The sequence below is a fragment of the Bradyrhizobium sp. BLXBL-01 genome, assembly GCF_051853025.1.
In the GTDB taxonomy this organism is placed as follows: domain Bacteria; phylum Pseudomonadota; class Alphaproteobacteria; order Rhizobiales; family Xanthobacteraceae; genus Bradyrhizobium.
This window is the reverse complement of record NZ_CP182471.1, coordinates 3,121,654-3,135,705: the sequence shown is the minus strand read 5'-3', so window position 1 is coordinate 3,135,705 and position 14,052 is coordinate 3,121,654. Positions and strand designations below refer to the sequence as shown.

General features: G+C 63.8%; 9 protein-coding genes and 1 riboswitch. Of the genes, 3 read left to right on the top strand and 6 right to left on the bottom strand.

The window, feature by feature from the left end; translation table 11 throughout:
• Positions 1 to 5: 5 nt before the first annotated feature.
• On the bottom strand, positions 6 to 2,684 hold the full coding sequence (alaS, locus tag ACNJYA_RS14250) for an alanine--tRNA ligase (RefSeq protein WP_439366676.1): 2,679 nt from the start codon (positions 2,682 to 2,684) through the stop codon (positions 6 to 8).
• A gap of 234 nt (positions 2,685 to 2,918) precedes the next feature.
• Positions 2,919 to 3,009, top strand: a riboswitch (glycine riboswitch).
• A 145-nt stretch (positions 3,010 to 3,154) separates the two neighbouring features.
• On the opposite strand from alaS, the gene gcvT reads away from it, so the two are divergent.
• Genes gcvT through gcvP form a run of 3 tightly spaced genes read left to right on the top strand, consistent with a single transcriptional unit; the run spans position 3,155 to position 7,564 of the window.
• Positions 3,155 to 4,300 (top strand): glycine cleavage system aminomethyltransferase GcvT, encoded by a 1,146-nt coding sequence (gene gcvT / locus ACNJYA_RS14245; RefSeq protein ID WP_439403129.1) that lies wholly within the window; start codon positions 3,155 to 3,157, stop codon positions 4,298 to 4,300.
• Between the two features lie 10 nt (positions 4,301 to 4,310).
• Positions 4,311 to 4,679: a glycine cleavage system protein GcvH gene (gene gcvH / locus ACNJYA_RS14240; RefSeq protein ID WP_172782933.1), complete on the top strand. Its 369-nt coding sequence runs from the start codon at positions 4,311 to 4,313 to the stop codon at positions 4,677 to 4,679.
• Between the two features lie 17 nt (positions 4,680 to 4,696).
• Positions 4,697 to 7,564 (top strand): aminomethyl-transferring glycine dehydrogenase, encoded by a 2,868-nt coding sequence (gene gcvP, locus ACNJYA_RS14235; protein WP_439403128.1) that lies wholly within the window; start codon positions 4,697 to 4,699, stop codon positions 7,562 to 7,564.
• A 135-nt stretch (positions 7,565 to 7,699) separates the two neighbouring features.
• Here the strand turns inward: gcvP and ACNJYA_RS14230 are convergent, their stop codons facing one another.
• The 5 genes from ACNJYA_RS14230 to recA all read right to left on the bottom strand — a co-directional run bounded on the left by ACNJYA_RS14230 (position 7,700) and on the right by recA (position 13,048).
• Positions 7,700 to 8,758, bottom strand: a complete 1,059-nt coding sequence (locus tag ACNJYA_RS14230; RefSeq protein WP_439403127.1) for a hypothetical protein — start codon at positions 8,756 to 8,758, stop codon at positions 7,700 to 7,702.
• 78 nt (positions 8,759 to 8,836) lie between these two features.
• On the bottom strand, positions 8,837 to 9,811 hold the full coding sequence (locus tag ACNJYA_RS14225) for a hypothetical protein (protein ID WP_439403126.1): 975 nt from the start codon (positions 9,809 to 9,811) through the stop codon (positions 8,837 to 8,839).
• Positions 9,812 to 9,865: 54 nt separating this feature from the next.
• Entirely contained in the window at positions 9,866 to 10,864 is a 999-nt protein-coding gene (locus ACNJYA_RS14220) for a hypothetical protein (protein ID WP_439403125.1), read from the bottom strand.
• Positions 10,861 to 11,859, bottom strand: a complete 999-nt coding sequence (locus ACNJYA_RS14215; RefSeq protein WP_439403124.1) for a hypothetical protein — start codon at positions 11,857 to 11,859, stop codon at positions 10,861 to 10,863. Before ACNJYA_RS14215 ends, ACNJYA_RS14220 begins: the two co-directional genes overlap by 4 nt.
• A gap of 100 nt (positions 11,860 to 11,959) precedes the next feature.
• Positions 11,960 to 13,048 carry a recombinase RecA gene (gene recA, locus ACNJYA_RS14210; RefSeq protein WP_027577058.1) on the bottom strand — a complete coding sequence of 363 codons (1,089 nt, stop codon included), beginning with the start codon at positions 13,046 to 13,048 and terminating at the stop codon, positions 11,960 to 11,962.
• Positions 13,049 to 14,052: the final 1,004 nt, after the last annotated feature.

The window sequence follows — 14,052 nt, the reverse complement described above, 5'->3', positions numbered from 1 at the left end:
CGGCCTTACGCGCCTGCCATCGCTTTTTCGATCGCGCTCAAGGCCTCGGACGCCTTTGCGCCATCGGGGCCGCCGGCCTGGGCCATGTCGGGCCGGCCGCCGCCGCCCTTGCCGCCGAGCGCCTCGGAGGCGATGCGCACGAGATTCACGGCGTTGAAGCGCGCGGTGAGGTCCTGCGTGACGCCGACCACGATTCCGGCCTTGCCGTCCTCGGTGACGCCGACGATGGCGACGACGCCCGAGCCGATCTGCTTCTTGCCGTCGTCGGCAAGGCTCTTGAGATCCTTCATCTCGATGCCTTCCACCGCGCGCGCCATCAGCTTGACGCCGCCGGCCTCGCGCACACCCGACGCTGCGCCGTTGCCGGCGGAGGCACCGCCGCCCATCGCCAGCTTCTTGCGGGCGTCGGAGAGCTCGCGCTCGAGCTTCTTGCGCTCCTCCATCAGGGCGGCGATGCGCGCCGGCACGTCGTCGAGAGAGGTGCGCAGCTCGTTCGCCGCGGTCTTTGCCAGCGCCATGGTGTCGTTGGCGTGTTTTCGCGCGTAGTTGCCCGTTAACGCCTCGATACGGCGCACGCCGGAGGCGACCGCGCTTTCGCTCGTGACCGTGATCAGGCCGATATCGCCGGTGCGCTTGACATGGGTGCCGCCGCAGAGCTCGACCGACCAGCCGAGCGCGTTGGCGCCGCGCTCGCGCGCGGTCCTGCCCATCGAGACGACGCGGACCTCGTCGCCATATTTCTCGCCGAACAGCGCGCGCGCCCCGGCCTCGCGGGCCTCGTCGACGCCCATGACGCGCGTGGTGACCTCGTCGTTCTCCAGCACCACGTCGTTGGCGATGTCCTCGACCCGGGCGAGCTCCTCGGCCGTGATCGGCTTCGGATGCACGAAGTCGAAGCGCAGCCGGTCCGGCGCGACCATCGAGCCGCGCTGGGCGATGTGATCGCCGAGCACCTGGCGCAACGCCTCGTGGATGATATGGGTCGCGGAGTGATGGGCGCGGATGGTCGAGCGCCTGGAATGATCGACCTCGAGCTGCAGCGCCGTGCCGAGCTTCAACTCGCCACTCTCGACCGTGCCGATATGGACGAAGAGATCGCCGAGCTTCTTCTGCGTATCGGTGACGCGGACCTTGATGCCGCCCTCGCCCGAGAGCACGCCGGTATCGCCGACCTGGCCGCCCGACTCCGCATAGAACGGCGTCTGGTTCAGCAGAAGCGCGCCCGTCTCGCCGGCCTTGAGGCTCGCAACCTCGGCGCCGTCCTTGACCAGCGCGGAGACCACGCCTTCGGCGCTCTCGGTCTCGTAGCCGAGGAATTCGGTGGCGCCGAGCTTCTCGCGCAGCGGGAACCAGATCGCTTCGGACGCGGCCTCACCCGAGCCTTTCCAGGACTCGCGCGCCTTGGCCTTCTGGCGCTCCATCGCGTCGGTGAACGCCGCCTGGTCGACGCCGATGCCGCGCGACTTCAGCGCGTCCTGCGTCAGGTCGAGCGGGAAGCCGTAGGTGTCGTACAGCGTGAAGGCGACGTCGCCGTCGAACATGTCGCCTTTCTTCAAGGACGCGCTCTTCTCGTCAAGAATGGCCAAGCCGCGCGAAAGAGTCTTGCGGAAGCGGGTTTCTTCCAGCCGCAGCGTTTCCTCGATCAGCTTTTCCGCGCGCATCAATTCCGGATAGGCCTGGCCCATCTCGCGCACCAGGGCCCAGACCAGCCGATGCATCAACGGCTCCTTGGCGCCCAGGAGCTGCGCATGGCGCATCGCGCGACGCATGATCCGGCGCAGCACATAGCCGCGGCCCTCGTTCGAGGGCAGCACGCCGTCGGAGACGAGGAAGGCCGAGGAGCGCAAATGGTCGGCGATGACGCGGAACGAGGCGGCATTCTGCGCGGTCGGGCCGCTGCCGAGCGCGGACGCGGTGGCGTCGATCAGGTTGCGGAACAGGTCGGTCTCGAACACGCTCTCGACGCCCTGGAGGATGCAGGCCATGCGTTCCAGGCCCATGCCGGTGTCGATCGAGGGACGCGGCAGACCGACGCGCTCCTCCTTCGTCACCTGCTCGTATTGCATGAACACGAGATTCCAGAATTCGAGGAAGCGGTCGCCGTCCTCTTCCGGCGAGCCGGGAGGACCGCCCCAGATGTGCTCGCCGCGGTCGATGAAGATCTCCGAGCACGGGCCGCACGGCCCGGTGTCGCCCATCGCCCAGAAATTGTCCGAAGTCGGAATGCGGATGATGCGGTCCTCGGAGAAGCCGGCGATCTTCTTCCACAGACCCGCCGCCTCGTCGTCGGTGTGGTAGACGGTGACGAGCAGCTTGTCCTTCTTCAGCCCGAACTCCTTGGTGATCAGCTTCCAGGCGAGCTCGATCGCGCGCTCCTTGAAGTAATCGCCGAACGAGAAATTGCCGAGCATCTCGAAGAAGGTGAGATGGCGCGCGGTGTAGCCGACATTGTCGAGGTCGTTGTGCTTGCCGCCGGCGCGCACGCATTTCTGCGAGGTGGTGGCGCGCTGATAGGGCCGCTTCTCGACGCCGGTGAAGACGTTCTTGAACTGCACCATGCCGGCATTGGTGAACATCAACGTCGGGTCGTTGCGCGGCACGAGTGGCGAGGACGGCACGATCTCGTGGCCGTTCTCAGCAAAGTAGTTCAGAAAGGTCGACCTGATCTCGTTGACGCCGCTCATGTTCATCCAATCGGGTATGCTTGGGCCCGCTTCTCGCCGTCCAAACCGGACCGTTAAGGCTGATATCTGCGGGCCAAAGCGCTTTTAGACAAGGCCAGCTTCGCTGTCCAGAAACTGTGCAGGGAGATCAGAGGGTTGCCGCAGGCGCTCAATCCCCTTGCAATCCCGTTGGATAGGACGTGCGGACGCGTTGACAGGCTTGGCTCCCCTGTGGTCTCTACCCATTTGTATCGTACGGCCACGTCGGGAGAGACCGGCTACTTTTAGCCGGCGCCGAAGGAGCAACCGCCCCGGAAACTCTCAGGCAAAAGGACCGCGTGGCTTTGACAGCATCTGGAAAGAGGCGCCGACGGGTGTAGACCCGGACAGCGTCCGCCGACGGGATAATACTCTCAGGCACAGCGACAGATGGGGCTTCGACTGGTGTCCATCGGGGAATCCTCCCCGGGGAACCGCCGAGGGCCCTCAAGATGCTAGCACACGACCAAGACTCCCTGAAACGCACCCCCCTCTACGACCTCCATGTGTCCCTGGGCGGCAAGATGGTGCCGTTCGCGGGCTATGACATGCCCGTGCAGTACCCCGCGGGCGTGCTGAAGGAGCACCTCCATACCCGCACCAAAGCCGGCCTGTTCGACGTCTCCCACATGGGCCAGCTCCGCGTTCTGCCGAAGTCCGGCAAGGTAGAAGACGCTGCCCGGGCGCTGGAGCGGCTAGTGCCGCAGGATATCGTGGCGATCGCCGCGGGGCGGCAGCGCTACGCCCAGTTCACCAACGAAGACGGCGGCATTCTCGACGACCTCATGGTCGCCAATTTCGGCGATCACCTGTTCCTGGTGGTCAACGCCGCCTGCAAGGCCGAGGACGAGGCACATCTGCGCGCCAACCTGTCCGACGACTGCGTGATCGAGCAGCTTGCCGACCGCGCGTTGATCGCGCTGCAGGGTCCGAAGGCCGAAGCGGCGCTGGCGAAACTCTGTGCAGAGGCGCCGGCCATGACATTCATGGACGCCGGGCCGCACGAGGTCGCCGGCATCAAGTGTTTCGTCTCGCGCTCCGGCTACACCGGCGAGGACGGCTTCGAGATCTCGGTTCCATCAGGCGATGCCGAACGCCTCGCAAAAATGCTGCTGGCAAATCCCGACGTGCTCCCGATTGGCCTCGGGGCCCGCGACAGCCTGCGGCTGGAAGCCGGGCTCTGCCTGTACGGCCACGACATCGACACCACGACCACGCCGGTCGAGGCCGCGCTGGAATGGTCGGTGCAAAAAAGCCGCCGCACCGGCGGAGCGCGCGCCGGCGGCTTTCCCGGCGCTGCGAAGATCCTCGCCCATTTCGATAACGGCGCATCCCGCCGCCGCGTCGGCCTGCTCGCCCTGGGCCGCGCGCCGGTGCGCGAGGGCGCGCTGCTGTTTGCCGACGCTGCGGGTGGCGAGCCGATCGGACAAGTCACGTCGGGCGGTTTCGGCCCGAGCCTGAGCGCGCCGGTCGCGATGGGCTACGTGCCTGTGAGCCTCGCTGCGCTCGGCACAAAGCTCTTCGCCGAGGTGCGCGGCCAGCGGCTGCCCTTGCAGGTTGCTGCAATGCCCTTCGTCAAAAACACCTACAAACGCTGAGGACGAGACAATGACCACGACGCTGTACACTTCCGACCATGAATGGCTCGCCATCGACGGCGACACCGCCACGGTCGGCATCACCGACTACGCGCAGCAGCAGCTCGGCGACGTCGTGTTCGTCGAATTGCCCAAGGTCGGCCGCAGCTTGAAGAAAGCCGAAGCCGCCGCCGTCGTGGAGTCGGTGAAGGCCGCCTCCGACGTCTACGCGCCTGTTACCGGCGAAGTGCTCGAGACCAACGAGGCGCTGGCCGCCGAGCCGGCGCTGATCAATTCGGATGCGCAAGGCGCGGCCTGGTTCTTCAAGATCAAGATTGCCGACAAAAGCGAGCTCGGCGGCCTCATGGATGAAGCCGCCTACAAGGCGCATACGGCTTAAGGACGATGGAGCAAGCGATGACCGCGCACCGCAAGACCAACGGCGACACCGCCGCCAGTTTCGTTCGCCGCCATATCGGCCCATCCGCGCGCGACGTCACCGCAATGCTGGAGGCCGTCAGCGCCAAGAGCGTCGATGCACTGATGGCGGAGACGCTGCCGGCCTCGATCCGGCAGACCTCCCCGCTCGATCTCGGCAAGCCGCTGAGCGAGACCGAGGCGATCGCGCATATGGCCGAGCTCGCAAGCCAGAACCAGGTCTTCACCTCGCTGATCGGCCAGGGCTATTCCGGCACCATCCTGCCCGCGGTGATCCAGCGCAACATCCTGGAGAACCCGGCCTGGTACACGGCCTACACGCCCTACCAGCCCGAGATCAGCCAGGGCCGTCTGGAAGCGCTGTTCAACTTCCAGACCATGATCTGCGACCTCACCGGGCTCGACGTCGCCAACGCCTCGCTGCTCGATGAAGCCACCGCGGCGGCCGAAGCCATGGCGCTCGCCGAGCGCCACTCGCAGGTCAAGGCCAAGGCCTTCTTCGTCGACAAGGACGTGCATCCTCAGACGCTGGCGGTGATGCGCACCCGCGCCGAGCCGCTGGGGTGGTCTCTGGTCGTCGGCGACCCCCTCACCGATCTCGACAAATCAGACGTGCTCGGCGCGCTGCTGCAATATCCGGGCTCTTCGGGCGCGCTGCGCGACCTCAGGCCCGCGATCGCCGCGCTGAAGGCCAAGGGCGCACTCGCCATCGTTGCCGCCGACCTCTTGGCGCTGACCTTGCTCGCCTCGCCCGGCGAGTTAGGCGCCGACATCGCCATCGGCTCGGCGCAGCGCTTTGGCGTGCCGATGGGCTATGGCGGACCGCACGCGGCCTATATGGCGGTGCGCGATGCACTGAAGCGCTCGCTGCCCGGCCGCATCGTCGGCCTGTCCGTGGATTCGCGCGGCGCGCCGGCCTACCGCCTCGCACTGCAGACCCGCGAGCAGCACATCCGCCGCGAGAAGGCGACCTCCAACATCTGTACCGCACAGGTGCTGCTCGCCGTGATCGCGTCGATGTATGCGGTCTATCATGGCCCCGAAGGCTTGGCGCAGATCGCGCGCAACGTGCATCGCCGCGCCGCCGTGCTCGCAACCGGCTTGCGCAAGCTGGGCTTTGCGCCTGACAGCGACACCTTCTTCGACACGCTCAGCGTCGATGCCGGCGGCAAGCGCGAGGAGATCGTCGCGCGCGCGCGCGCCGAGAAGATCAATCTCGGCGTCGGTGATACCGCACTTCGCATCGCGCTCGACGAGACCACGACGCCCGCGACGGTCGAAGCGGTCTGGCGCGCCTTCGGCGGCAAGCTTGTCTATGCCGAGATCGACGCCGAGACGCGCGAGGCGCTGCCGGACGAATTGAAGCGCGCCACGGCCTTCCTGACCCATCCGGTCTTCCATGCGCATCACTCGGAGACCGAGATGCTGCGCTACATGCGCAAGCTCAGTGATCGCGACCTCGCGCTCGACCGCGCCATGATCCCGCTGGGATCGTGCACCATGAAGCTGAATGCGACCACCGAGATGATGCCGCTGACCTGGCCGGAATTTGCCACGCTGCATCCGTTCGCCCCGCGCGAGCAGGCCAAGGGCTACCACGCGCTGTTCGCGCGGCTGGAGAAATGGCTCTGCGATATCACCGGCTATGACGCGATCTCGCTGCAGCCGAACTCGGGCGCGCAGGGCGAATATGCCGGGCTTTTGGCGATCCGTGGCTACCATGCCGCGCGCGGACAAAGCCATCGCAAGATCTGCCTGATCCCCTCCTCCGCCCACGGCACCAATCCGGCTTCGGCCGCGATGGTCGGCATGGACGTGGTGGTGGTGTCTTGCGAGAAGAACGGCGACGTCGACGTCAATGACCTCCGCGCCAAGGCGGAGAAGCATTCGAACGATCTCGCCGCGGTGATGATCACCTATCCCTCGACCCATGGCGTGTTCGAGGAGCACATCCGCGAGATCTGCGACATCGTGCACGGCCATGGCGGCCAGGTGTATCTCGACGGCGCCAACCTCAACGCGCAGGTCGGCCTCAGCAGGCCCGGCGATTACGGCGCCGACGTCAGCCATCTCAACCTGCACAAGACCTTCTGCATCCCGCATGGCGGCGGCGGCCCCGGCATGGGCCCGATCGGCGTCAAAGCGCATCTTGCCCCGTTCCTTCCCGGACACCCGACGACGCAAGCGGATGCGCCGGTCGGTCCGGTCTCGGCCGCGCCGTTCGGCTCGGCCTCGATCCTCACCATCTCCTACATCTACATCCTGATGATGGGCGGTGAAGGCCTGAAGCGCGCCACCGAGATCGCGATCCTCAACGCCAATTACATCGCAGCGCGTCTCGATCCGCATTTCCCGGTGCTCTACAAGAACGAAAAGGGCCGCGTCGCGCATGAGTGCATCGTCGATCCGCGTCCGCTGAAGACGACGAGCGGCGTCACCGTCGACGACATCGCAAAGCGCCTGATCGATTACGGCTTCCACGCTCCTACCATGAGCTTCCCGGTGCCGGGCACGCTGATGATCGAGCCGACCGAGTCGGAATCCAAGGCCGAGCTCGATCGTTTCTGCGATGCCATGATCGCGATCCGGAAGGAGATTGCGGAGGTCGAGGCCGGCCGCTTCAAGATCGAAGCCTCGCCCCTGCGCCACGCCCCGCACACCGTGCACGACATCGCCGATGACGATTGGAAGCGCGCCTATACCCGCAGCGAGGGCTGCTTCCCCGACGGCGTCTCGCGCACCGATAAATATTGGTGCCCGGTCGGCCGTGTCGACAACGTCTATGGCGACCGCAACCTCGTGTGCTCCTGCCCGCCGGTCAGCGATTACGCAGAAGCCGCGGAGTAGGATTTGTAGGGTGGGTTAGCGGGCGGTCGCGCGAAGCGCAGGCCGCCCGCGTAACCCACCACTTCAGCTTTCGCGGAGATAAACAGCGGTGGATTACGCCTTCGGCTAATCCACCCTACAACACCGAATGTGCCTCTACGGCGCAACCAGCAACCGGCGCTCGCCATCCCACCGCCACAGCCGCTCGTTGGTGAGAAGCGTGCCGCCCCACCATCGTTTGATCGGGTTGTGACTGCGAAAATCTTCCCGGCCCGCCAGGACCGCTTCGCCAAATTCAGTCAGCGACAGCCGGCTCCGGCGAAAGGCAGCATTGCGGCTTCTCGCGTTGTCCGGATCGAGTGTCGCCAGCTTGCCGTCCAGACCCGCGACCGCTGGCGCCGGGCCAAAAGCGAGCCCTTCGAGCAGCGCGCCCAGCTCCCACTGATCGAACACGCGTGTTCCCAGCGCGCCCGGCCGAAACAGCTCATCGGTACGATTGTGGCCGCCCGCAATCCGCTCGAGAAGCCGCGTCTCCGTCGCCCCCAGTCCCGTCGCCGGCGACGGCAGTTCTGCGAGCAGGTCCTTCATGGCCGGCTTCAGGAAAGACAGCTTGCCGAGCGGCCTGCCGAGCAGACCGGCGCAAAGCTCGGGCGTCGGCGCGCGGTAGGCCTCCCAGGCCATCCTGGCGATCTCAAAATCGCTTTCTGCGATATCGAACTGCTGCACATCACGACGGCGAAGCTCTGAGGGATCTGCTTCGCGCAGGTCGAAATCGACGCGTCGCAATCTCAGCTTCTCTGTGATGGATGGTTCGGAACGCAGGTAATCGAGGATCCAGATCAACTGCAATTGACTATTGGGTTCGGGATCGAACCATAGTTCGATGAGATCGACCCCATAGGTTTCGCAGACCCAGAGCAATCCACCCGCCCGGTCCGGGCGCCTGATAAGGGGCGATTGACGGACGCGGACGCAATCCGACCAGTGCGTTGCGTCAAACCACGACTCGCGCGCGCCGAGATAACTGTTGAGGTGGTCAGGCGTGGGAAGTGGCCCCGAAACGAAACGGTAGATGAACGGGACGACCATGTCGGCGCGATCGGCGAGGGCAAGGCCGACGCCCGACGAACTGGTCAGGATCACACGCTTCATCGTCGACGCGCCCTTGTTCACCGGCAGCATCAGGCCGGTACAATAATCATGCAGCGGCCTCATCCGCGCTGCCTGACCGATAACACTTCTTGCGGCGCGGCCGAATGACTCAGCAAGACTAGTCCACCCTACGAACCTGCCCTAGGGCGCCACCAGCAACCGGCATTCGCGATCCCACCGCCAGAGCTGCTCGTTGGTCAACTCGGTCCCGCCCCACCATCGTTTGATCGGGTTGTGACGCCACATGTCGTCTTCACGGGCGAGAAGTGAACCTCCGAGCTCGGTCAGCGTGAGCCTCCACTCACTCCTGCCGAAGTAGCGGTCCTCATTGTCGAACGCCGGATCGCCCAACAAGAGCGGCGGCGCCGAATACGCCCCCAGTTCGAGCAAAGCGTCACGCGCGTCGTTTTCGTCGAATACATCGCGAAGCCATCTCGCATCTTCGACGAGCCTCGGGTCGGTTTGCCCGTCGTTCACAAAATCCAGCAGATCCATTTCAGTTGCACCGAGTCCCGTCACGCTGTCCGGAAGCTCTTCAAGCACCGCAATCAGCGCCGATCGAAGTCTCGGCAAGATCATCAGATCCGTCATCAACAGATCGAAACAGGGTTGTGGCGTGTCAGCCCGATAGGCCCGCCAGGCGCGGCTTGCCGTCACCAAATGATTCTCGGTCACCTTGAAGGTCGGAAGTTTCCATTTTGCGACAGACTCCGGGGCATAGTTGGCAACAGTGTCGTCCGCATGCACAAGGCTCAGCTTCGTGGTGATCTCCTTGTAGGGACGGAGCAGGTCCAGCAGCCAGACGAGCACAAGCTGATCATTCGGCCGAGGATCAACCCATATTTCAATCGAGTCGAACTTCGCACACAGCTCGAACAAACCGATATCGCGCGTGCCGAAGCCGTCGAGCGCGCCGCTACAAACGTCATCGAGCCAATGATCGCCGGGATTGCAGTGCTTCTCCGATCGGCGCTCCAGCCCCCTCAAAAGCCGCTCGTCGGAAGGCAGTTTCCTCCAGACAAAACGCGGATAGAACCCGAGCGCGACGTTCGCAACGCCGGACCGGCGAAGTGTATCCTCCGCACGATCGTTCGTTGCCAGGATCAAATGTGACACGATTGCCTCTCGAAATAATACGCAATAAGAACACTCTGAGCGAACAGGTACGTACTAATCAGGTGCGATGAGTGAGAGGGCCTCGGGGTCCCACTGCCACAGCCGGTCGTTGGTCAGGTGGGTGCCGCCCCACCAGCGATCGATGCGGTTGTACCGGCAAAACTTTTCATCGCCACCAAGCATCGCTTTGCCGAACTCGGTGAGCGACAAGCGGGATTGCTTGTACCGCTGGAGGCGGCTTGAATTCTCGTGCATCTCCAGGGAAAACGGGCCTTCGTCCAGTCCAGCGACCGCTGGCCTCTCACATCGCGCGAGACCATCAAGCAGCGCGCCCACCTCCCAGTAATCGAAGACGCGACGCTCGTTGGGCTTCTGATATCCCGGGAAGACGTCAAAGGGCGGTACCTCACCCGGCGCGATCAGCTCCAATATCCTCATCTCCGTGGCTCCAAGGCCGGTCGTGACGCTCGGAAGTTCTTCGAGGAGATCCGCAACGCAACGCTGCGCTTGCGGAAACAGACTTAAATCGGCTTTGAGGAGGTCGAACCAAGGCTGCGCCGTCGGTGCGCGATAGGCCCGCCACACGCGGCCAGCCAGCTCCAGGTGAGCTTGCGCCAGTTTGATAACAGGCAGATCTAGCTTAGCGAGATGCTCCGGCTTGATACCGCCGACGGCCACGTCGAGGTGACGCATCACGAGTTTGGAGATCGCCGCTTTCTCGCTGCTGCAATGGTCGAGCAGCCAGAACAGAAACAATTGCGCATTTGGTTCTGGTCCCATCCACAATTCAGCCGAATCGCATTCCGACAGCAGCTCGGTCAATCCCTGCCCGCGAACTCCCGATTTCTCGATACGCCAGGCTGGCGTATCGTCCAGCCAATGGAGCCCGGGTGGCTGCGTCGCACGCGGCGCGAAGAACGCCTTGAGCTCCGTGTCGAACGGCAATAGTCCCCAAACCAACCGACGCTCGATCGCAATCACGAGGTCGGCTAGGGCCGCTCCTTGAATGGCGCCGGCCATGGACGAGTCGGTCGTGACGATGAGCCGTGTCATGTCCGCTGCCTCAGGGCTTCGTCAAAACCGCGCCGTAGCGCCACAGACGGTCGTTGGTCAGATGCGTGCCGCCCCACCAGCGGTCGATCGGATTGTGACGGCTGAAATCTTCCTGATGAGCCAGGACGGCCTTGCCGAACTCTGTCAACGACAGCCGGCTGCGGAGATAAACCTTGTGCCGGGCTCTGAGATTGCCAAGATCGATCGATGGTGCGTAATTCGTCGCCCAGCCCGGCCACGGCTGGCTTGGGGCCGAGGGCAAGGCCTTCGAGCAAATATCCCAGTTCGACCTCACCCCACACGCAAGTGCCCCGTAGCGAGCGTAGATGGAACAACGGATTCGTGTTTGCAAACCAGTCGAGCATCTCCAGAAATCGAATCTCGGTCGCGCCTAGCCCTGTCAAAGGCGACGGGAGCTCTGCCAGAAGCTGAAGCAAGGCTGGCCGCAGCATCAGCAAGGCGCTCAGATCGCGGTGAAGCAGATCGATGCAGGGCTCCGGGGTCGGCGCGCGGTAGGCCGACCAGGCCAATTTGGCAATCTCGAACTCCTCCGCACCGATATCCCCGACGGTAATATAGCGTTCGCCCTCGGCGAAATCATATTCGGGGCCGAAAAACAGGTCGGAGTCCAGCAATCGCAGCCCGACCTTCTGCGCCAATGCAGGATGGTTGCCGAGGTGATCGAGCAACCAGACCAGTTGCAATTGGTCGCGGGCAGTCGCTCCGAACCAGAGTTCGATCTCGTCGTACGGCTCGCAAAATTCAGCCAGCGACAATTTGCGGCCCTTGGCGCCGCGGGGCCAGCGGACCCAATCCGACCAATGTTCGGCATGACCAAGCTCTGCGGTGTAGGCAGCCAGATAAGCTGAGAGCTTTTCCGCCTGCGGGAGCGGCCCCCACTCGAATTGAAAATGGAACGGGATGACGATCTCGGCCAACCCCGATCGAGCGAAAGCACTCCCGCCGCCCCATCCAGTCAAGATCAGACGCTTCATCGCACCACCTGATCAACGCAACGCAAAACAAACGGGCACCGAAGACGTCGGCAACTCAACGTCCTCAGTGCCCGCTCCTCGCGAACTTTTACTTGAAGGCTTACTCGTCCGCCGGCTCCTCGCCGTCGGCGTCGCGCTCGGGCGTGCCGGCCAAAATCTGCTCGGCAATCAGACCGGAGTTTTGGCGGATCGCGGTCTCGATCTTGGCGGTGATGTCGGGGTTGCCCTTCAGGAACGCCTTGGCGTTCTCGCGGCCCTGGCCGAGGCGCTGGCTGTCATAGGAGAACCAGGCGCCGGACTTCTCGACGATGCCGGCCTTGACGCCGAGATCGAGGATCTCGCCCATCTTGGAGACGCCCTCGCCGTACATGATGTCGAACTCGACCTGCTTGAAGGGCGGGGCCAGCTTGTTCTTGACCACCTTGACGCGCGTGGTGTTGCCGACCACCTCGTCGCGCTCCTTGATCGCACCGATGCGGCGGATGTCGAGGCGGACGGAGGCGTAGAATTTCAGCGCATTGCCGCCGGTGGTGGTTTCCGGCGAGCCGTACATCACGCCGATCTTCATGCGGATCTGGTTGATGAAGATCACCATGGTGTTGGACTTGTTGATGGAGGCCGTCAGCTTGCGCAGCGCCTGGCTCATCAGGCGGGCCTGCAGGCCAGGCAGCGCGTCACCCATCTCGCCCTCGAGCTCGGCCTTCGGCACCAGCGCCGCCACCGAATCGACCACCAGAACATCGACGGCGCCCGAGCGCACCAGGGTGTCGCAGATCTCCAGCGCCTGCTCGCCGGTGTCGGGCTGCGAGATCAGGAGCTCGTCGATGTTGACGCCGAGCTTGCGGGCATAGACCGGATCGAGCGCGTGCTCGGCGTCGATGAAGGCGCAGATGCCACCCTTCTTCTGCGCTTCCGCCACCGTATGCAGCGCGAGCGTGGTCTTGCCCGAGGATTCCGGCCCGTAGATCTCGACGATGCGTCCCTTCGGCAGGCCGCCGATGCCGAGCGCGATATCGAGCCCGAGCGAGCCGGAGGACACCGCCTCGATATCCATGGAGCGGTCGTTCTTGCCGAGCTTCATCACCGAGCCCTTGCCGAACTGCCGCTCGATCTGGGAGAGCGCGGCGGCCAGAGCTTTACTCTTGTCCATGGAAGATCCTTCGACGATACGCAGGGCAGTTGCGGACATTGGGTCGTGCTCCTTATGGCGAGGATTCGCGTGAGGGACAAACGGTTGCGAGGCAGCTCGGCGATAAAAGCAATGTACCCCATTTGTTCTCAGTTCGCAATATGTTCTTTGTGGATTTTGCTGCTGTCCGTATGTGCCCCCGGTGTCCTAGGTAGAAATACCGAGTGCCCTGATTTCCCGGAACTAGGGCTCTGGCAGGTGACTTGATAGCAGCCTCACGCCTCGACAACGTGACGGTGACACGAAGGCCTCAGCTCGGTGCCAGCCCCGGAGCTGAGGCCTCCTATCGCTTGCGTGCATTTTTGTACCGAGCATCGGAACGGAATTGGCTGTTCCAGACTCTTCCCTGCACTTGATCCATGTAGGGAATGCCGTGGTTACGAAGAACACCCGAGAAGTAGCAGCGACGCTACTTAAGCTGGCCAAGACGAGTTCCGACCCAGCAGTGGCGGCTGGCTTCATTGAGAGGGCCGCCGATCTCAAGGAGCGGATAGACGACGAAGGGCTGCCCAAGGCCGACGGGAATCTCCCTCCCAGCATCATTCAACGGCAGTAAGGCCGCCTCAGTTGGCGGCCCGGGCGCCGTCCGCATTCGATCCGGGTGATTGCAAGAATCCCGAACCTTGGTGCCGCAAAAATCAGCCGACGTGCAGCAAGCGCTGACCAAATGATGGGAGCTGGTCGAGCCGGCATGAACCATCGCGGAGCGTCCGGATTATCCGCTCATGCATCGCCTATGGTATTTCGTGGCCTTCCTCGCCGTCACCGCAACCGCATTCGGTGCCTTGGTGGCTTTTGACAAGCTCCTGGGATGACCTGGGGCCGCCTCGCGAGCCGGCCCCATTGGTTGATGGAGCCGACCTCTGCGGCCCAACAAATCAGCCATGCTGGATCGTCACCCTCCCCGCTTTGCACTGAGTGCACAACTGAACAGACGCGGATCCATTTCCGGATCCTAATGCATCATCACCGCGCGGATCTTGGCCACTATCGGTGATGAGAAC

Coding starts and splice junctions, on each gene's coding strand:
- alaS (WP_439366676.1), bottom strand. CDS start 2,684: ATGAGCGGCGTCAACGAGATCAGGTCGACCTTTCTGAACTACTTTGCT.
- gcvT (WP_439403129.1), top strand. CDS start 3,155: ATGCTAGCACACGACCAAGACTCCCTGAAACGCACCCCCCTCTACGAC.
- gcvH (WP_172782933.1), top strand. CDS start 4,311: ATGACCACGACGCTGTACACTTCCGACCATGAATGGCTCGCCATCGAC.
- gcvP (WP_439403128.1), top strand. CDS start 4,697: ATGACCGCGCACCGCAAGACCAACGGCGACACCGCCGCCAGTTTCGTT.
- ACNJYA_RS14230 (WP_439403127.1), bottom strand. CDS start 8,758: ATGAGGCCGCTGCATGATTATTGTACCGGCCTGATGCTGCCGGTGAAC.
- ACNJYA_RS14220 (WP_439403125.1), bottom strand. CDS start 10,864: ATGACACGGCTCATCGTCACGACCGACTCGTCCATGGCCGGCGCCATT.
- ACNJYA_RS14215 (WP_439403124.1), bottom strand. CDS start 11,859: ATGAAGCGTCTGATCTTGACTGGATGGGGCGGCGGGAGTGCTTTCGCT.
- recA (WP_027577058.1), bottom strand. CDS start 13,048: ATGTCCGCAACTGCCCTGCGTATCGTCGAAGGATCTTCCATGGACAAG.